Annotated in this window: 15 protein-coding genes; 1 reads left to right on the forward strand and 14 read right to left on the reverse strand. The window is 66.6% G+C overall.

The features are described from left to right. Positions 1–127: 127 nt before the first annotated feature. The 14 genes from ACVZTU_RS10170 to ACVZTU_RS10235 form a co-directional block, all read right to left on the reverse strand. Complete coding sequence (locus tag ACVZTU_RS10170; protein WP_139467338.1) at positions 128–766, reverse strand: shikimate kinase; 639 nt, start codon at positions 764–766, stop codon at positions 128–130. Further along, positions 763–1,962 carry a chorismate synthase gene (gene aroC / locus ACVZTU_RS10175; protein WP_434589673.1) on the reverse strand — a complete coding sequence of 400 codons (1,200 nt, stop codon included), beginning with the start codon at positions 1,960–1,962 and terminating at the stop codon, positions 763–765. Before aroC ends, ACVZTU_RS10170 begins: the two co-directional genes overlap by 4 nt. A gap of 10 nt (positions 1,963–1,972) precedes the next feature. Next, positions 1,973–2,752: a prepilin peptidase gene (locus ACVZTU_RS10180; RefSeq protein WP_172169709.1), complete on the reverse strand. Its 780-nt coding sequence runs from the start codon at positions 2,750–2,752 to the stop codon at positions 1,973–1,975. 13 nt (positions 2,753–2,765) lie between these two features. Further along, positions 2,766–3,686, reverse strand: coding sequence for a shikimate dehydrogenase family protein (locus ACVZTU_RS10185; protein ID WP_376905623.1), 921 nt, complete (start codon positions 3,684–3,686; stop codon positions 2,766–2,768). 3 nt (positions 3,687–3,689) lie between these two features. Continuing rightward, a complete protein-coding gene (gene mltG / locus ACVZTU_RS10190) occupies positions 3,690–4,826 on the reverse strand; it encodes an endolytic transglycosylase MltG (RefSeq protein ID WP_139467342.1) in 1,137 nt (378 codons plus the stop codon). Next, positions 4,823–5,299 (reverse strand): Holliday junction resolvase RuvX, encoded by a 477-nt coding sequence (gene ruvX, locus ACVZTU_RS10195; RefSeq protein ID WP_139908120.1) that lies wholly within the window; start codon positions 5,297–5,299, stop codon positions 4,823–4,825. Before ruvX ends, mltG begins: the two co-directional genes overlap by 4 nt. Next, entirely contained in the window at positions 5,296–7,950 is a 2,655-nt protein-coding gene (gene alaS / locus ACVZTU_RS10200; protein WP_181270545.1) for an alanine--tRNA ligase, read from the reverse strand. The genes ruvX and alaS overlap by 4 nt, the downstream gene beginning before the upstream one ends. 437 nt (positions 7,951–8,387) lie before the next feature. Next, positions 8,388–9,029, reverse strand: coding sequence for a 30S ribosomal protein S4 (gene rpsD / locus ACVZTU_RS10205; protein WP_373270422.1), 642 nt, complete (start codon positions 9,027–9,029; stop codon positions 8,388–8,390). A gap of 274 nt (positions 9,030–9,303) precedes the next feature. Further along, positions 9,304–9,513: a hypothetical protein gene (locus tag ACVZTU_RS10210; RefSeq protein WP_482400333.1), complete on the reverse strand. Its 210-nt coding sequence runs from the start codon at positions 9,511–9,513 to the stop codon at positions 9,304–9,306. Further along, positions 9,479–10,894 carry a cation:proton antiporter domain-containing protein gene (locus ACVZTU_RS10215; protein WP_482400334.1) on the reverse strand — a complete coding sequence of 472 codons (1,416 nt, stop codon included), beginning with the start codon at positions 10,892–10,894 and terminating at the stop codon, positions 9,479–9,481. Before ACVZTU_RS10215 ends, ACVZTU_RS10210 begins: the two co-directional genes overlap by 35 nt. Positions 10,895–10,959: 65 nt before the next feature. After that, complete coding sequence (locus ACVZTU_RS10220) at positions 10,960–12,363, reverse strand: replication-associated recombination protein A (RefSeq protein WP_482400335.1); 1,404 nt, start codon at positions 12,361–12,363, stop codon at positions 10,960–10,962. Beyond that, positions 12,363–14,144 (reverse strand): aspartate--tRNA ligase, encoded by a 1,782-nt coding sequence (gene aspS, locus ACVZTU_RS10225; protein ID WP_482400336.1) that lies wholly within the window; start codon positions 14,142–14,144, stop codon positions 12,363–12,365. The genes ACVZTU_RS10220 and aspS overlap by 1 nt, the downstream gene beginning before the upstream one ends. 58 nt (positions 14,145–14,202) lie before the next feature. After that, entirely contained in the window at positions 14,203–15,537 is a 1,335-nt protein-coding gene (hisS, locus tag ACVZTU_RS10230) for a histidine--tRNA ligase (protein ID WP_482400337.1), read from the reverse strand. Between the two features lie 151 nt (positions 15,538–15,688). Beyond that, complete coding sequence (locus ACVZTU_RS10235) at positions 15,689–16,333, reverse strand: MBL fold metallo-hydrolase (protein WP_446657463.1); 645 nt, start codon at positions 16,331–16,333, stop codon at positions 15,689–15,691. A 119-nt stretch (positions 16,334–16,452) separates the two neighbouring features. Between ACVZTU_RS10235 and ACVZTU_RS10240 the strand changes: the two genes are divergently transcribed. Continuing rightward, positions 16,453–17,805: a DUF349 domain-containing protein gene (locus tag ACVZTU_RS10240; protein WP_139467349.1), complete on the forward strand. Its 1,353-nt coding sequence runs from the start codon at positions 16,453–16,455 to the stop codon at positions 17,803–17,805. Positions 17,806–17,851: the final 46 nt, after the last annotated feature.

Below are 17,851 nucleotides of genomic sequence, written 5' to 3' on the forward strand. Positions count from 1 at the left end.
CCGCCCGGTGAGTGCTCGGAGTCGAGGCACCTGTTCCGTGGGCCGGATCCAGCCTAGCCCTCACAGGCTCCCGGCGGCGAAACGGGTGACCGATGTGGTCGCAGACGTCTCACCGCCAGGGCCGTGCTCAGCGCTGCTGACCGGATCCGTCGTCGTCGGGATCGGCGTACTTCGCGTACTCCTCGGCTCGCTGCAGACCGGTGAGGACGTCAACGACTCGGTTGACCACCGTCGACGGCGGTGAGTTCGAGGCCTGGACCCGGAAGGTCGCGACCTGCTCGTACAGGGGTTCGCGTTCGTTGACCAGGGCCAGCCAGTTCTCCACCGGGCTGCCGGCACCGCGCAGCAGCGGTCGGTGCGGGGCGGTCAGCCGCTGGGACACTGTGTCGACATCGATATCGATGTGCACGACCTTGATCGCCGGATGTCGCAGCTGAGCTCGGGTGCCGGGGTTGAGGATCGCTCCTCCGCCCAGGGACACGATGCCCGGACGATCGAGCAGACGACGCAGTGCCCTGCGCACGACCTCGCGTTCGATGCGTCGGAAGTGATCTTCGCCGCGTTCGACGAAGATCTCCGAGATGACCCCGTACTTGTCGACGATGTTCGCGTCCGTGTCCGTCAGCGGCAGGCCGAGCCTATCGGCGAGCAGCCGACCGATCGTCGATTTCCCTGCCGCCGGCGGACCGGAGAGCACGATGCGCGAGAGCGCGGCGGGGACCGGTTCCAGGGGCGGAACCGGTTTGGGCAGCGGGGTGTGGTTCATTGTCCGATGCGGAGGTTCTCCGGAATGGCCGCGACGTAGGCGTCCAGGTTCCGCTTCGTCTCGGCAACGGAGTCTCCGCCGAACTTCTCGACGACGGCTTCGGCGAGCACCAGTGCCACCATGGCTTCGGCGACGACTCCCGAGGCGGGAACCGCGCACACGTCGGAACGCTGATGGTTCGCCTTCGCGGCCTCACCGGTTTCGACGTCGACCGTCGCCAGGGCACGCGGCACCGTGGCGATCGGCTTCATCCCCGCCCGCACCCGCAGCGGACCGCCCGTGGACATTCCGCCTTCCGTGCCACCGGCACGATTGCTCGTGCGACGGAATCCGTCGGGTCCGACTTCCAGTTCGTCATGGGCCTGCGAGCCGGGACGCTTCGTGGTGAGGAAGCCGTCTCCGACTTCGACGCCCTTGATCGCCTGGATGCCCATGAGGGCACCGGCCAGACGGGAGTCGAGACGACGGTCCCAATGCACGTGGGAGCCCAGCCCCGGAGGCAGGTCGTAGGCGAGGACTTCGACGACTCCACCGAGGGTGTCCCCGGCCTTCTTCGCCGCGTCGATCTCGGTGACCATCGCCGCCGAGAGGTCGGCGTCGAAGCAGCGGACAGGATCTGCGTCGAGGGCTTCGACATCGGCCGCGGTCGGCAGCGCAGGCAGCGCATCGGCAGCGTGTTCGGCGCCGCCGATGGCCACGGTGTGGGAGACGAGGGTGATGCCCAATTCGCCGAGGAACTTCGCGGCCACCGTGCCCAGTGCCACGCGCATCGCGGTTTCACGCGCCGAGGCGCGCTCCAACACGGGGCGGGCTTCGTCGAAGCCGTACTTCTGCATGCCGACGATATCGGCATGGCCCGGACGCGGCCGAGTCAGCGGGGCGTTGCGCGCCAGTCCTTCGAGTTCGGACGCGTCGACGGGATCCGGGCTCATCACGGATTCCCACTTCGGCCATTCGGTGTTGCCGACCTCGATCGCCACCGGTGAGCCCAAGGTCTGCCCGTGGCGGACACCGCCGAGGAGACGCACCTCGTCGGCTTCGAACTTCATCCGTGCGCCGCGGCCATAGCCGAGTCGGCGGCGAGCCAGGCTCGCACGAATATCGTCCCTGGTGATCGGTACATGGGCGGGAAGCCCCTCAATGATCCCAGTCAGCGCTTCGCCGTGGGATTCGCCTGCAGTCAGCCATCTCAACATTCCACCGATTCTACAAAAGTATTGGGGCGAACAGGCACCCGAGCCACATGCCGGAAAGCATGGCCGGTCCGAAGGCGATGGTCACCCCGCGCACCCGCCCGGCTCGGATCGCTCCGATGAGCGCCCAGGCCCCGCTGATGAGCATCATGGCGACAAGCACGAGCGCAGGTGCCCACGGATCGAAGAGACCGGGCACGGCGAAGACGATGAACGCGAGCTTGACGTCCCCGAGCCCCATCGTCCGCGCCCGCAGCGCTCGACCCACCAGGTGCACTGCCGTGAAGAAGACGAGGCCGATGAGTCCTGCGAAGAATGACGCGAACCACATCGGCAGTTCTCCGAGCACGGAGCCCGTGATCAGGAGTCCCAGGGCGACCAGAGACAGGGGAATGACGATCCGATCAGGCAGTCTGCGGACGCTCAGGTCTGCGGTGACGAGGAATGGCGTGGCGCCGGAGACGAGTCCCAGCAGCAGGGCGGAGACGATGCGATCGGCGGAGTTCGGCTGGCCCGGGGCGAACGTCGTTCCGCCCAGCGGCGCATAGGCGCTCCACCCGGTCTCCAGTGGTGCGAGCACGAAGAGGGTGAATACGACGGCGACTGCCGCGGCGATGATGGGGCCGAGCAGCATCGGTCCCATGCCGCGAGCCCATCTGGATGACTGCCACCGCTGCAGGTGCGCGGAGTCGTTGAGCCAGGCCCGTGGGGTCACGGCGAGGATGAGACCGCAGGCCAGAGCGGCCAGAACCGTGACTCCGATGGTCATCCCGTGCAGCACTCCGGTGTCCATCGCGATCGCCGGTTCAGTCCTGCGCCCGGACCGGCGGGACCTCGAGTGCTGCGTACATGGCCGCCGTGACCCGCGCGGTCAGGTCGTCTGCCGCCGGCAGGGCCTGCGACGTCGGCAGGGTCTCCGTCGTCGTCGGGCCGTCGGCCCTGGCTGCGGCGAGGAACATCTCGAACTGGGCGACGGCCTGTTCGACGAGCATGGCGGTTCCGGCGACGGGGCGCAGACCGTGCGCGGCAGCCGCGGCGAGGAAGGTCGAATCGGCGGCGTAGGCGACGTCGAGGGCGATCGCACCGGGGGCGAAGGAGTCATCCCAGATCGGGTCGGGGGCCGCCTCGGCGGGCAGGGTCGAGACGACGATCTCCGATGGACCGATCCAGGTCAGGTCGCCCACCGAGGCGGTCAGACCGATCCGCTCGGCCAGGTCGAGGACCCGGCGGGCACGGTCCGGGCTGCGGACGCGGAAGTCCACGTGTGCGATCCCGAGATCGCGGCAGGCCACGAGCGCCGAGGCGGCCGTGGCTCCGGCGCCGAGGATCGTCGCGCGACCGGCTCCCGCACCACCGGACGCGGACGGTCCTGATTCCCTGTGCGGGGCGATGGCACGCACGATGCCCTCGACGTCGGTGTTTGCCACCTGCACTTCTCCGCGGTGGCGCACAAGGGTGTTGCCGGCGGCCGTCAGTGCCGCCGTCTCGTCGAGGTTCCACCCGCGTTCGGCGGCGAGTGTGACGAGTCGGTCCTTCAACGGCATCGTCAGCGAGAAGCCGGTGTGATCGGGGTGAGAGCCGAGGAATTCCTCGAGCTCATCGGCCCCGAGTTCGTACCGGAAGTACTCGCTGGATTCCAGGTTCAACGCTGCGAAGGCGGCGCGGTGGAGCAGCGGGGACTTCGAGTGTGCGATCGGCGAACCGAGCACTGCGGCAAGTATCCTCACCGGCTATCCGTCGTCCTTGCTGTGCTCGCGCAGCCACTTGCGGTAGATCTCGACGTTCTTCTTGTGGTCCTCGTAGTTGTCGGCGAACTTGGTCTCCCCCGTGTCCGGGTTCGTCGCGACGAAGAACTGCCAGTCACCGTCGGCGGGTTCGAGCGCCGCCTCGACGGCGCCCTTGCTCGGCGAGTTGATGGGCCCGGGTGGCAGACCCTTCTTCTTGTACGTGTTGTACGGCGAGTCGGACTGGCGTTCCTTCTTCGTCGTCGTCAGGTCGGAGCGGGCACCGTGGATATAGGCCACGGTCGCATCCGATTGGAGCAGTCCCCCGGTCTGTGATTTGTCGGAGATGCGGTTGAGGAAGGACCTTGCCACCTTCGAGCGCACCTCGGGGTCTCCCGGGGATTCCTTCTCCACGAGGCTGGCCAGCGTGAGGATGCGGTTGGCGTCCTTGCTCTCGATTCCCAGTTCGTCGAGTTCGGTTTCGGTCTTGTCGACCATCTCCTGAACGATGTCCTCGGCGGTCTTCTGCTTGTTGAGGTCGTAGGTCGCCGGGTACAGATAGCCTTCGAGGCTCGGCGCGTCGATCTCGAGTCCGTAGTCCTTCGGGGTCTTATCGTCGATGGCTTTGTCGACCTCGTCGGCGTTCATCCCCGATTCGATCATGATCGCCTTGATCTCTTCGACCTGTTTGCCTTCGGCGACTGTGATCTTCGGCGGGGCGATGGGGTTGATGAGCGCTTCGACCGCGGCCTTCGAGCTCATCTTCTCCCGCATCGTCCAGGTCCCGGCCTGGATGGTCGCCTCACGGCGTTCGATCTCGTCGAGGAAGGGCTCGGAGTTCATGATCACTCCGGCTTCGACGAGCTGGTTGGCCACGGTGCGCGCCGAGGATCCGGGAGCTATCTCGATCGAGACCTCGTTCGTGCCCTGCCCCTCGTAGTCGCCTTTCGGTCCGAACAGGTCGTCGAAGACTCCACCGGCCGCACGCACGCCGAAGAAGCCGCCGACGCCGAAGACGAGGATGCAGATGATTACGATCGTCGTCGTCCGTCGGCGGCGCATCATTCTGCGCCGTTTCTTCGCGCGGATCTCTGCGCGGGACAGTCCTTCGTCGGTCGAGAACTCTTCGGTGATCGGGCTCATACGTCGTTCTCCTCGTCGGGCATCTCACGGCCGGCGGGGACACCGGTGTTGTGTTCGTACTCGAGGGCGTTCTGGAGGATGATCACGGCGGCTTGGGCATCGACGATCTCGCGTCGCTGGCGTGACGATTTCCCGGCCGCGGCAAGAGCCTGGTGGGCCTCGACGGTGGTGAAGCGTTCGTCGACGAGACGGACAGGGGTGCCGGTGGCCGCGGCGATCCGGCGGGCGAATTCCAACGCCGAGGTGGCTGCGGCCCGGGCGGCGCCGTCGAGGGACTTCGGGTCCCCCACCAGGAGTTCGATGGGTTCGTATTCGTCGACGATGCCGCGCAGCTGCCGCAGCGCCGCCGGTTCGTCTGTTCGACGAACGACGGTGAGCGGGGTGGCCAGAATCCCGTCGGGGTCGCTGGAGGCGACACCGATCCGCACGGAACCGATGTCGAGACCCAGCCGGCGACCTCGGCGGAAACTCACTGGATGGCTGCCTTGACCGCCGCGATGGCTGACGGGATCGCCGCGGGGTTGTTGCCCCCGCCCTGGGCGAGGTCGGGTTTGCCGCCGCCTCCGCCGCCGAGTTCGCCGCAGGCCAGCGACACGAGCTTTCCTGCCTGCAGACCGGCGGCGCGGGCCGCCTCGGTGGTGGCGATGACGACGACGGGCTTTCCGCTGCTGACTCCGATGCCGAAGATCACCGCCTGACGGTCGGCGACCCGGTTGCGCAGGTCGGTGACCAGTGTGCGGATGTCTCCGGCGTTGGCGATGTCGCCGAGTTCGGCCTGCACGAACAGCGTCTGGCCCACGGTCTGCGCCTCATCGAGGAACTTGCCCGAAGAGGCCAGCAGCTGCTGGGCGTTGAGGCGAGCGATCTCCTTCTCGGCGTCCTTGAGCCGGCTCATCAGGTCGGACACGCGTGAGGTGACGTCGGTGCCGGGGACCTTGAGCATCTCCGAGAGTGAGGACACGATGGTCCGCTCGGCGGCCAGGGACCGGAAGGCGTCCATGCCGACAGCGGCTTCGATGCGCCGGACTCCGGAGCCGACGGAGGCTTCGGAGAGCACGGAGATCGGGCCGACCTCCGCGGAGGCACCGACGTGGGTGCCGCCGCAGAGTTCGCGGGAGAAGGGTCCGCCGATGTCGACGACGCGCACGACGTTCGGGTACTTCTCGCCGAAGAGCGCCATGGCACCGGACTTCTTCGCGTCGTCGAAGGACATGTATTCGGTGCCGACTTCGTAGTTCGAGCGCACCGCGAGGTTCGCGACCTCTTCGATCTCGGCCCGCATCTGGGTGCTCGGGGCTTCGGGGAACGAGTAGTCGAAGCGCATGTATCCGGGCTGGTTGAGCGAACCGGCCTGCACGGCGTGGCTGCCGAGGATCTCGCGCAGCGCAGCGTGGACGAGGTGGGTGGCGGTGTGGGCCTGTGCGCCCTGGAACCGGTGGTCGTGGTCGACGGCGGCGAGCACCTCGTCACCGACGCGCAGCTCTCCGTCGATCACCTCGACCCGGTGGGCAGGCAGTCCCTTGACCGGATTCTGGACGTCGCTGACCCGGGCGGTGAAGCCATGGCCGGAGATGAGGCCGACGTCGGCGCGCTGACCGCCGGATTCGGCGTAGAACGGGGTCAGGTCGAGGACGACGTCGCCGCTCTGACCGGCGGTGAGCACCTCGGCGGCGACCCCATCGACGACGATTCCGCGCACGCGGGAGTCGGACTCGAGTCGGTCATAGCCGACGAATTCGCTGGCGCCTTCGTCGAGCAGCGCCGAATAGGCGGACAGGTCGGTGTGGCCGCCGCCCTTCTTCGCCTTGGCATCGGCCTTGGCGCGGGTGCGCTGTTCACTCATCAGCTCACGGAACCCGGCCTCGTCGACGCTCAGTCCGGCTTCGGAAGCCATCTCGAGAGTGAGGTCGATGGGGAACCCATGGGTGTCGTGGAGAGCGAAGGCGATGTCCCCGCTGATGGTCTTGTCCGCGCCGTCGAGTGACTTCGCGGCATTGGCGAACAGCTGAGTGCCGGATTCGAGGGTGCGCAGGAACGCCTTCTCCTCGGCGTAGGCGACCCGGGAGATGCGGTCGAAGTCCGTTTCGAGTTCCGGGTAGGACAGCTTCATGGCCTGCATGGAGACGGGCAGCAGCTCGGGCAGGACTTCTTCCTTGACTCCGAGCAGACGCATGGCACGCACGGCACGGCGGAGCAGGCGGCGGAGGATGTAGCCGCGGCCTTCGTTGCCGGGGCGGACCCCGTCGCCGATGATGATCAGGGCCGAACGGACATGGTCGGCGACGACGCGCAGCTGCACATCGGCGTGCTCGTCCTCTCCATAGGTCCGACCGGCCAGACGGCTGGCGGCCTCGATGACGGGGAAGACCTCGTCGATCTCGTACATGTTCTCCACGCCCTGGAGCAGGAAGGCGACACGTTCGAGTCCCATGCCGGTATCGATGTTCTTCGCCGGCAGCTCGCCGGCCACGTCGAAGTCGACCTTCGAGCGAACCTCGGAGAGTTCGAACTCCATGAACACGAGGTTCCAGATCTCGATGTAGCGGTCTTCGTCGGCCACGGGTCCGCCGTCGACGCCGTAGGCGGGGCCGCGGTCGAAGTAGATCTCCGAGCAGTAGCCGCCGGGGCCGGGCTGGCCGGTGTGCCAGTAGTTGTCCTCGTTGTCGCGCAGCTGGATGCGCTCACGGGGAACGGAGGTCTCCTCGAGCCACATGTCGATGGTCTCGAGATCGTCCTCGTGCACTGTCGCCCACAGCAGCTCCGGGTCGAAGCCGAGCCCGCCCTCGGCGACGGGGGTCGTCAGCAGTCCCCAGGCGAACTTGATGGCATCGCGCTTGAAGTAGTCGCCGAAGGAGAAGTTGCCGTTCATCTGGAAGAAGGTGCCGTGGCGGGTCGTCTTGCCGACCTCTTCGATGTCTCCGGTGCGCACGCATTTCTGGACGCTGGTGGCGCGGTTGAACGGGGCCGGCTCCCGGCCGGTGAGGTAGGGAATGAACTGGACCATTCCCGCGATGTTGAACAGGATGGACGGATCGGAGCTGATCACCGACGCCGAGGGGACCACGGTGTGCCCGTTCGCTTCGAAGTAGTCCAACCAGCGTTGTTTGATCTCTGCCGTCTTCAATCCAAGGCCTTTCAGATATTGCCTGTGCTCCGCCGGGCGGATGAGCCCGGCGCGACACTTACTCGTGCGTACCCGCACTTAACAGGGACCAGTTTAATGGCTCCGCCGCAATATGCGATGTGGCGCGGCGTGCCGGGTGGGTCAGAGTCGACCGCTCCCCGAGTCCGCCGCTCCCACTCCGTTCGGCGGACCACTTCCGCCCCCGCGACGTGCGTCCTGCGGAGTTTCTAACCGAACAGCCCACTTTCAGGTGAATAGCCCCTGTTTGAAACAGTGCTATTCGCCTTTGAGTGGGCCGAAGCCGAACCCGCTGACGCCCGCGCCGAACCTGCGGGTGCACGCGCCGTACAGTGGACGCCCGTGCCGTGAATGCGCGACTGCCCGGAACCAAGAGGCCCCGGGCAGTCGCGGTGGCGCGATGCACTGTGTTCAGCAGATCAGCGCGAGTAGAACTCGACGACGAGCTGAACGTCACAGGTGATCGGCACCTCTTCGCGCTTCGGGGTGCGCAGCAGAGTTGCCTGCAGGCCCTCGAGGTTCACGTTGAGGTATCCCGGCGTTGCGGGCAGAACGTCCTTGTGACCACCGGCGGCGGCGACCTGGAACGGATCCATCGAAGCCGAACGCTCGTGCACCTGGATGGTCTGGCCTTCCTTCACGCGGAAGGAGGGACGGTCCACGCGCTGTCCGTCGACCGTGATGTGACGGTGGACGACGAACTGACGGGCCTGGGCCATGGTGCGGGCGAATCCCGAACGCAGGACGAGGGCGTCGAGACGCGATTCGAGGAGCTCGACCATTGTCTCACCGGTCAGACCGGGCAGACGGTTGGCTTCCTTGTAGGTCTTGAGCATCTGGGCCTCACGGATGCCGTACTGCGCGCGCAGACGCTGCTTCTCCTTGAGGCGGACCGAGTAGTCGCTGTCGTTGCGACGACGGGCGCGACCGTGCTCACCAGGAGGGTACGGGCGACGCTCGAAGTACTTCTCGGCCTTGGGTGTCAGAGCAATGCCGAGGGCGCGCGAGAGGCGCGTCATGCGGCGATTACGTGCTGGTGCTGGCACTGTATTACCTTTCATCAATGTGTTCTGCCGCGGTGGGCCTCTGCGGTTCTCGCCCCGAACGCGACTGTTGTTTCCCCGGATGGGAAAGAGGGATTGAGCGTCGAGATCCGCTCGCACCGACCGCCTTTAGGGTGCAGGCACAACAGCTGTCCATCTTAGCGGGTGCACACCGCCCGTCGCAAAGCCGATCGGCGGCCTCGCCGCTGTGATCTTGCCGACTGAGGCGAACCGCCCGCCCTTGCCGGCCGACCGATCCGCAAGTACCGCTGTCACTGCCGGCAGCCCGCTGTCACTTCCGACAGTCGTCTTCGTGGCTGTCGATCGCGGCATCGGCCACGGCCGCTCCTGACCCGCTGTAGATGTTGATCACCGCGTGGACCCCGGCACGGGCGAAGTGCTCGGCCTGATCGGGGCGTTGGACGACCGCGGCGATGGTCCCAGGGAAGCCGGCGATGCGCAGCTGTTCAAGAGCGAAGGTGTTCGAGTCGTGCAGGGCCATGGCGAGAACGACGGTGTGGGCGCTGCCCCCCGACGACGAGGCGGTGCCAGAATTCGTGGTCGGTGGCGTCGCCTTCGAGCACTGTGAACTCGTCGGCGTGCAGGGCTTCGATGACTGTGTGGTCGTTGTCGATGCCGATGACGCTGCGGTCGCCGCGTTCGACGAAGCGCTCGTAGGCTCCGCGACCGATGCGGCCCATGCCGAGGACGACGACCTCCGCATCTCCGGTGTCGAGCGGCCGATCGTTGGCCCGCAGCCGGCTCTCGTTCTCGTCCGGCAGGATCGCGTCGAGCTTCGCGACGATCTGGAGGCTGTAGGCGTTCGCCAGGGAGGAGCCGATCATCCCCAGTGCCACGGCGAGGGCGGTGATGGTCAGCCAGTTGCCCTCGAAGAGTCCGTTGTCGACTCCGACGGCGACGACGATGAGTGCGAATTCGGAGAAGTTGCTCAGGGCCAGGCTGGTGCGCACGCTGGTGCGGTTGCGCAGGCCGAAGAGGCGACCCATGAGGTAGAAGCTCGCGAAGTTGAACGGCAGCAGCACGACGCACAGGGCCAGCGCCATGAGCAGATCCGACCAGGTGGGGACCGCTTGGAGCCCGATGACGACGAAGAACCCGACGAGGAAGAGCTCTTTGACGCTGAACAGCGACTTCGACATCTCCACGGCTCGCGGGTGGGTGGAGAAGAGAAGTCCGAGCACCAGCGCTCCGAGGTCGCCGTGGATGCCGACTGATTCGAAGGCGACATAGCCGGGCCCCAAGGCCATGACGACGCCGAAGAGGACGAGCAGCTCACCGCGTCCGACGCGGTCGAGGAGCCGTCGCAGCACCCAGACCACGGGAACGATCAGGACGAGCGCGAACGCCCAGGGACTCGGCGGCTCTTCGCCTGCGATCGTGATGAAGGCGACCGCAGCGAGGTCCTGGAGGACGAGGATCGCAATCGCGATCTGCCCGTAGTAGGACCCGTCGTCGGAGCGGTCTTCGAGCACTTTGACCACGAGCACCGTGGAGGAGAACGAGAGGGCGAAGCCGAGCAGCGCCAAGGTGCCCAGTCCCCCGCCGACGCTGACGATGCCGATGGCTGCGGCAGCTCCGATCGTCCCGGCACCGAGGAGGACCACCGTGATCATGTGCAGCGCAGCGGTGCCGTGGGCTTCGGGTTGGAGCAGGGAGCGCAGATCGAATTTCAGTCCGATCGTGAACAGCAGCAGGACGACTCCGATGTCCGATACCTGCTGCAGTCCCGCGAAGGCGGTGAAGCCGAAGACGTGCAGGAGGAATCCGGCCGCGAGGAATCCGACGAGCGGCGGAATGCGCAGCTCATGGGCGATGAGTCCCAGCGCCAGCGCGGCGGCGATCGTGATGACGATGTCTGCCATGCCGTCCTCCTCGATCAGCGCCGCCGGCAACGTCTCTGCCCGTCACCGCGTCTGCTCCAAAGCTATCAGGGTCGCAGCAGCCGCCTGAGGTTCTCGAGCCTCTCAGCCATGCTGCGTTCCATTCCGTTGCCCGTCGGAGAGTAGTAGCGCTTGCCTCGCAGCGACTCCGGCAGGTACTCCTGATCGGCGACCCCGTGCGGATAGTCGTGCGAGTATTTGTAGCCCTCACCGTGGCCGAGCTCTTTCGCCCCCGGATAGTGGGCGTCGCGCAGATGCATCGGCACTTCTCCGGCAAGTCCGTTCTTCACATCGGCGATCGCGGCGTCCAGGGCGCGGTAGCTCGCGTTCGACTTCGGGGCCAGCGCGAGGTAGGTGACCGCCTCGGCGAGGGGGATCCGTCCTTCGGGCATGCCGATGTTGGCAACCGCGGTCGAGGCGGCCACGGCGATCGGCAGCGCCTGCGGGTCGGCCATGCCGATGTCCTCGGCCGCAGAGATGACGACGCGACGGGCGATGAAGCGCGGGTCCTCACCGGCGACGATCATCCGCGCGAGATAGTGCAGAGCCGCGTCGACATCGGATCCGCGGATGGATTTGATGAACGCGGAGACCACGTCGTAGTGCTGGTCGCCGTTCTTGTCGTAGCGCAGAACGGTTTCGCTGCTCGCCTCGGCGCAGGCCGATTCGGTGATCGCGATCGGTTCGTCGTCTGCCTCCTCCGACTGCGCGGCGGCGATTCCGGCGGCAGCTTCGAGGACGGTCAGTGAACGGCGGGCGTCGGCCCCGGCGATGCGGACGATGAAGTTCCGGGCCTCCTCGGTGAGGGTGAACTGTCCGGCCAAGCCGCGATCGGATTCGACGGCACGGTCGAGCAGATTGCCGACCGCCTCGTCGTCGAGCGGACGCAGCGTGAGCATGAGCGACCGCGACAGCAGGGGTGAGATGACGGAGAACGACGGGTTCTCCGTGGTGGCGGCCACGAGCACGACGAGCCGGTTCTCCACCGCTGGCAGCAGGGCATCCTGCTGGGCCTTCGAGAACCGGTGGATCTCGTCGAGGAAGAGAACGGTGGTCCGTCCGTACATCTCCCGTTCGCGGCGGGCGCTCTCGATCACCTGGCGCACGTCCTTGACGCCCGCGGTGATGGCGGAGAGCTCGACGAAGGTACGGCCCGGGGCATGGGAGATGACATGGGCCAGCGTGGTCTTTCCGACTCCGGGCGGACCCCACAGGATCACCGAGGATGCTCCCGCCCGGTCTCCCCCGCTGGCTTCGACGAGTTGGTTGAGCGGGGATCCGGGGAAGGTCAGGTGCTCCTGACCGACGACTTCCTCCAGGGTCCGGGGACGCATCCGCACCGCAAGCGGGTCCAGGGCCCTGCCCGAGGAGGTCCGGGAGGAACCGGCGAAGCCCGGACCAGGGGAATCCTGGTCCGGGCCGTCGGAGAACAGATTGGGTTCGTGGCTCATCAGGCCTCGGAGTCGTCGTCTTCCGGTTCGTAGTCAACTCCGGCCTCGGCGCGCTGGGCGTCGGTGATCGGGGCCGGTGCCTGGGTCAGCGGATCGAATCCGCCGCCGGACTTCGGGAAGGCGATGACCTCACGGATCGAGTCGACGCCGGCCAGCAGGGACACGATGCGATCCCAGCCGAAGGCGATGCCGCCGTGCGGGGGTGCTCCGAACTTGAAGGCTTCGAGGAGGAAGCCGAACTTCTCCTCGGCCTCTTCTGCGGAGATGCCCATGATCTCGAACACCCGTTCCTGGACGTCCTTGCGGTGGATGCGGATCGAGCCGCCGCCGATCTCATTGCCGTTGCAGACGATGTCGTAGGCGTAAGCCAGTGCCGCACCCGGGTCCTCTTCGAGGGAGTCGAGGAATTCGGGCTTCGGAGCGGTGAAGGCGTGGTGGACGGCCGTCCACTGTCCGCCGCCGACGGCGACGTCTCCGGCCGCCTGCGCTTCGGCGGCCGATTCGAACAGAGGCGCGTCGACGACCCATACGAAGGCCCAGTCTCCGTCCTTGATGAGACCCGTGCGTTCGGCGATCTCATTGCGGGCGGCACCGAGGAGGGCACGCATGCTGCGATCACCGGCGGCGAAGAAGATGGCGTCGCCCGGCTGCGCACCGGCCGCCTCGGCGAGTCCCGCCTTCTCCTCATCGGAGATGTTCTTGGCCACCGGACCGGACAGTGTTCCGTCTTCGCCGATGAGCACATAGGCCAGGCCCTTCGCGCCGCGCTGCTTGGCCCAGTCCTGCCAGCCGTCGAGCTGACGACGCGGCAGCGAGCCGCCGCCGGGGTAGACGACGGAGCCGACATAGGGCGACTGGAAGACGCGGAACGGGGTGTCCTTGAAGAACTCGGTGAGGTTGTGCAGCTCGAGGCCGAAGCGCAGGTCCGGTTTGTCCGAACCGTACTTCTCCATCGCCTCGTGGTAGGTGATGTGCGGGATCGGCGTGGTGATGTCGTAGCCGATGAGCTTCCACAGTGCGGTGAGGATCTCTTCGGCCAGTGCGATGATGTCCTCCTGCTCGACGAAGGAGGCTTCGATGTCGAGCTGGGTGAACTCGGGCTGGCGGTCGGCGCGGAAGTCCTCGTCGCGGTAGCAGCGGGCGATCTGGTAGTAGCGTTCCATGCCGGCGACCTGAAGCAGCTGCTTGAACAGCTGCGGCGACTGCGGCAGGGCGTACCAGGAGCCGGGCTTGAGGCGAGCCGGGACGAGGAAGTCGCGGGCACCTTCCGGAGTCGACTTCGTCAGGGTCGGAGTCTCGACCTCGACGAAGCTGTGGGCGTCGAGGACCGACCGTGCGGCCTTGTTGACATCGGAGCGCAGACGGATCGTCTTGGCCGGGCCCGAACGGCGCAGGTCGAGGTACCGGTAGCGCAGACGGGTCTCCTCGCCCACGGCGCCGGAGTCCTCAGCATGGTCGGAGACCTGGAACGGCAGGGCCGCTGCTTCGGAGAGCACCTCGACGGCGGTGTCGATGATCTCGATCTCACCGGTGGGCAGGTTCGGGTTCGTATTGCCCTCGGGGCGCACCGAGACGGTGCCGGTGGCCTTGACGACGGTTTCGTTGCGCAGCTGGTGGGCATCGTCCTCACGGACGACGACCTGCACGATTCCCGAAGCGTCGCGCAGATCGATGAAGGCCACACCTCCGTGATCGCGACGACGATCGACCCACCCGGTGAGGGTGACGGTTTCTCCTGCGTTCGCGGCTCGCAGGCTTCCGGCTTCGTGGCTTCGCAGCACCTAGGGCTCCTTTGTGATGTTGTGGTCTAGCGCCTGAACAATGATAGTCGCCCCGCGCTCAGCTCCGGTACACGCGGGGCCAGAGGTCGTCTTCCGCGGGCGTCCACGTGTCCGGGTCGGCCGTGGTCTGCTCTCCCGAGCGGATGTCCTTGACCTCGTGGCCGGACTCACCGTCGGTGAACCAGACGAACGGGATGTCGCGGCGTTCCGCGTAGCGGATCTGCTTGCCGAACTTCGCAGCGTTCGGCGAGACTTCGCACGGGATGTCCCGGGACCTCAGCGTCACTGCCACGGCGTCCGCGTCAGCCCGTCGGGCCTCCTCGGTGACGGCGATGACGACGGCCGAGGGGGTACCGCGGGTGGCACGGATCTCCGAGGTCTCGCCGAGGATGAACGCCATGAGGCGGGAGACGCCGATGGACATGCCCACCCCGGGATAGTTCTTCTTCCCCACGGTGACCAGCGAGTCGTAGCGACCACCGGAGGATACGGAACCGAGTTCTTCGTGGCCGATCAGCTGGGTCTCGTAGACCGCGCCCGTGTAGTAGTCGAGGCCGCGGGCGATCTTGAGCTGTGCGACGACGACTCCGGGTGCGCGTTCGGCTGCGGCTCGCAGCAGAGTCGTCAGCGATTCGAGTCCGGCTTCGAGCAGGGGGTGGTCGACGCCGAGGGCGCGCACCTCGTCGGCGAAGTCCGGGGAGTCGGATTCGATGGCGGCCAGCTCCAGGCACAGGCGCTGCTGCTCCTCATCGGCGTCGGCTTCGGCGGCCAGCAGCTTCGCCACTTCGGCGGGGCCGATCTTGTCGTATTTGTCGAGGCAGCGCAGCACGGCTTGGATGTTCGTCAGCCCGATTCCGCGGGCGAAGCCTTCGAGCAACCTGCGGTCGTTGACGACGATCTTGATTCCGGGCACGCCGAGCGGGGCGAGCCGAGAGAACGCATCGGCCACAGCCAGAGGGATCTCGACCTCGAAGTGTCCGGGCAGCTCCCCATCGGCGATGACGTCGATATCGGCCTGGATGAACTCCCGGTAGCGACCGGCCTGCGGCCGTTCGCCGCGCCAGACGGGCTGGACGCGAGCGGCCTTGAACGGGAAGCTCAGTTCGTTCGCATTGTCGGCGATATAGCGGGCCAGGGGCACCGTGAGGTCGAAGTGGAGTCCCAGCGGGTTGCGTTCGGCGCCCTCGGAGTGGAGGCGGGAGACGGCGAAGATCTCCTTGTCGATCTCGCCGTCCTTGGCCAACTGGCTGATCGGTTCGACGGCGCGGTGGTTGAGGGCGGAGAACCCGTGCAGGGCGAAGGTGTGTTCGAGGGTGTCGATGATGGTCTTCTCGATCACGCGTTCGGCCGGGAGTCGTTCCGGGAATCCGGACAGACGGGCTGACTTCGCCATGGTGCTCCTTGCTTTCGGTGCGGATGCGGTGCCGTGCGGCGCCGCTGAATCGTGTCGTGTCTGTATCGGGTGGGGTCTGAATAGTGTGGTGTCGTCCGGGACTGCGCGAACGCCTCGGGCAGGAAGACCCGAGACTTCGGTCGCTCAGACCTCAGAAGAACGGATTCGTCGCGAGTTCTGTGCTCACGCGAGAGGCCGGGCCGTGTCCAGGATAGATCGGCACGTCCGGCAGTGTCGCGAATGCCCGCAGGGATTCGGACATCGCCTGAGGGTCTCCCCCGGGCAGGTCGACGCGGCCGATGGCTCCGGCGAAGACGACGTCACCGGTGAAGATGACTTCCTCGTCCCCGTCCTTCACTCGCAGCAGCATGGAACCTTCCGTATGCCCGGGTGCGGAGACTGCCGTGACACTGAGTCCGGCGATCTCGAAGCTCTCACCGTCACTGACGTCAATGGCTGCCGGGGCGTTCCAGTCTGCGACGAGCGGCGCCAGCATTGCCGCGAACTGCGGGTTGAGCGTCGTGGCCGGTGAATCCAGGCGGTAACGGTCGGCGGCACCGAGGTGGACGGGCACGTCCCAGCGGGCGAGCACGTTGGTCAGGCCCAGAATATGGTCGGGGTGGCCGTGGGTGAGGAAGATCGCCTGAGGTTCGAGTCCCTCTTCGCTGAGCAGCTTCTCGAGGCCCGGGGCGCAGTCGTATCCGGAGTCGATGAGAATGCAGTCGCTGGAGCCGTCTGCGCGCACGGCATAGCAGTTGACGTCGAGGAATTCGGCGTTGGTCGAGAACACATCCATGTGCAAAGTCTATCTACACGCCCGCCGATGGTTATGCTGGGATAACGTCTATCCCACAATCGAGTGATCGGCGGGTGGAATGACCTGCCGGTTCGACCGATGGAAACAAGGTGAGAACCATGTCGACCCCGACACCGAAGCCGACCCCCCGTCCGTCGTCGCTGCCGCGTCCGCAGGCGGCACAGGTGGTCAATGCCAGCCATATCGACCACGACGCCGAGGTGGCTCGCGCGGTGACTCATGGTCGTGCCGATTCGGACGGCAATGTGTTCGTCACCACTCCGGAGGGCGAGCGTGCCGTCGGGCAGTATCCGGACGCCACTCCCGAGGAGGCTCTCGAGTACTTCGCGAAGAAGTACGTCGAACTCGCCGAGAGCGCGGTCCTGCTGCGTAATCGTCTCTCCGCCGGCGCTCCCGGCCGTGAGGTCGTGTCTGCGGCGAAGACGCTGCAGGAATCACTGCCGGAAGCCAACGTCGTCGGAGATCTCAAAGGGCTGAGCGCCACTCTCGACACCCTCATCTCCGATGCCGAGGCCACGGAGTCCCGTCAGGCGGCCCGGGCGCAGGCCGCGAAACTCGCCGCTGCCGAGGATCGTGAGGCTCTCGTCGTCGAGGCCGAGACCCTGGCCAAACAGGATCCATCGAAGATCCAGTGGAAGCAGTCGGGCGCGCGTCTGCGTGAGCTCTTCGCCCAGTGGAAGGACATGCAGCGCAGCGGACCCCGTCTGCCGCGTGCCGTCGATCAGGAGCTCTGGGGCAGGTTCTCGCAGGCTCGGAACACCTTCGAACACAAGCGCAAAGAGTTCTTCGCCGAGCTCGACAAGGTCAATGCCGAGGGCAAGCGGATCAAGGAGAAGATCGTCGCCGAGGCGGAGTCGCTGTCGGCCTCGACCGATTTCCGCACCGTGTCGCAGAAGTACAAGGACCTGATGAGCCAGTGGAAGCGCGCCCCGCGTGCTTCGCGCAAGGACGATGATGCGCTGTGGGCACGGTTCCGTGCAGCACAGGACGTGTTCTTCTCCGCCCGTGATGCGGAGAATGCCGCTCTGGACGAGGAGTTCAAGGGCAACCTCGTCGTCAAGGAAGAGCTGCTGAAGAAGGCTCAGGCGCTTCTGCCGATCACCGACCCGGTGGCGGCCAAGCGCGAGCTGCGCACCATCCAGGACCAGTGGGAGGAAGCCGGCAAGGTCCCTCGCGCCGATGTCTCGCGGATGGAGAACGGTCTGCGCGATGTCGAACGCGCGCTCGCCGATGCCGAGGAAGCCGCGTGGCAGCGCAGCAACCCGGAGACGAAGGCCCGCACCTCGGGTGCGCTGAGTCAGCTCGACGAGTCGATCGTCGACCTCGAGAAGAAGCTCGAGGCCGCGAAGGCCGGGGGCGATGAGAAGTCCGTCGCCGAGGCGCAGGAAGCTCTCGACGCTCGCCGCGCCTGGCGGGATCAGCTCGCCCAGACAGCCGCAGAACTCGACTGAGGCCGCAGTCCTCGGCTGAGGCCGCGGCGCTCGTCCACAGCTTCTG

It is taken from the genome of Brevibacterium sp. OS20, assembly GCF_056837565.1.

Coding starts and splice junctions, on each gene's coding strand:
- ACVZTU_RS10210 (WP_482400333.1), bottom strand. CDS start 9,513: ATGGCCCTGCACGACTCGAACACCTTCGCTCTTGAACAGCTGCGCATC.
- ACVZTU_RS10215 (WP_482400334.1), bottom strand. CDS start 10,894: ATGGCAGACATCGTCATCACGATCGCCGCCGCGCTGGCGCTGGGACTC.
- hisS (WP_482400337.1), bottom strand. CDS start 15,537: ATGGCGAAGTCAGCCCGTCTGTCCGGATTCCCGGAACGACTCCCGGCC.
- mltG (WP_139467342.1), bottom strand. CDS start 4,826: ATGAGCCCGATCACCGAAGAGTTCTCGACCGACGAAGGACTGTCCCGC.
- ACVZTU_RS10180 (WP_172169709.1), bottom strand. CDS start 2,752: ATGGACACCGGAGTGCTGCACGGGATGACCATCGGAGTCACGGTTCTG.
- ACVZTU_RS10220 (WP_482400335.1), bottom strand. CDS start 12,363: ATGAGCCACGAACCCAATCTGTTCTCCGACGGCCCGGACCAGGATTCC.
- ACVZTU_RS10235 (WP_446657463.1), bottom strand. CDS start 16,333: ATGGATGTGTTCTCGACCAACGCCGAATTCCTCGACGTCAACTGCTAT.
- ACVZTU_RS10170 (WP_139467338.1), bottom strand. CDS start 766: ATGAACCACACCCCGCTGCCCAAACCGGTTCCGCCCCTGGAACCGGTC.
- rpsD (WP_373270422.1), bottom strand. CDS start 9,029: ATGAAAGGTAATACAGTGCCAGCACCAGCACGTAATCGCCGCATGACG.
- ACVZTU_RS10240 (WP_139467349.1), top strand. CDS start 16,453: ATGTCGACCCCGACACCGAAGCCGACCCCCCGTCCGTCGTCGCTGCCG.
- aroC (WP_434589673.1), bottom strand. CDS start 1,962: ATGTTGAGATGGCTGACTGCAGGCGAATCCCACGGCGAAGCGCTGACT.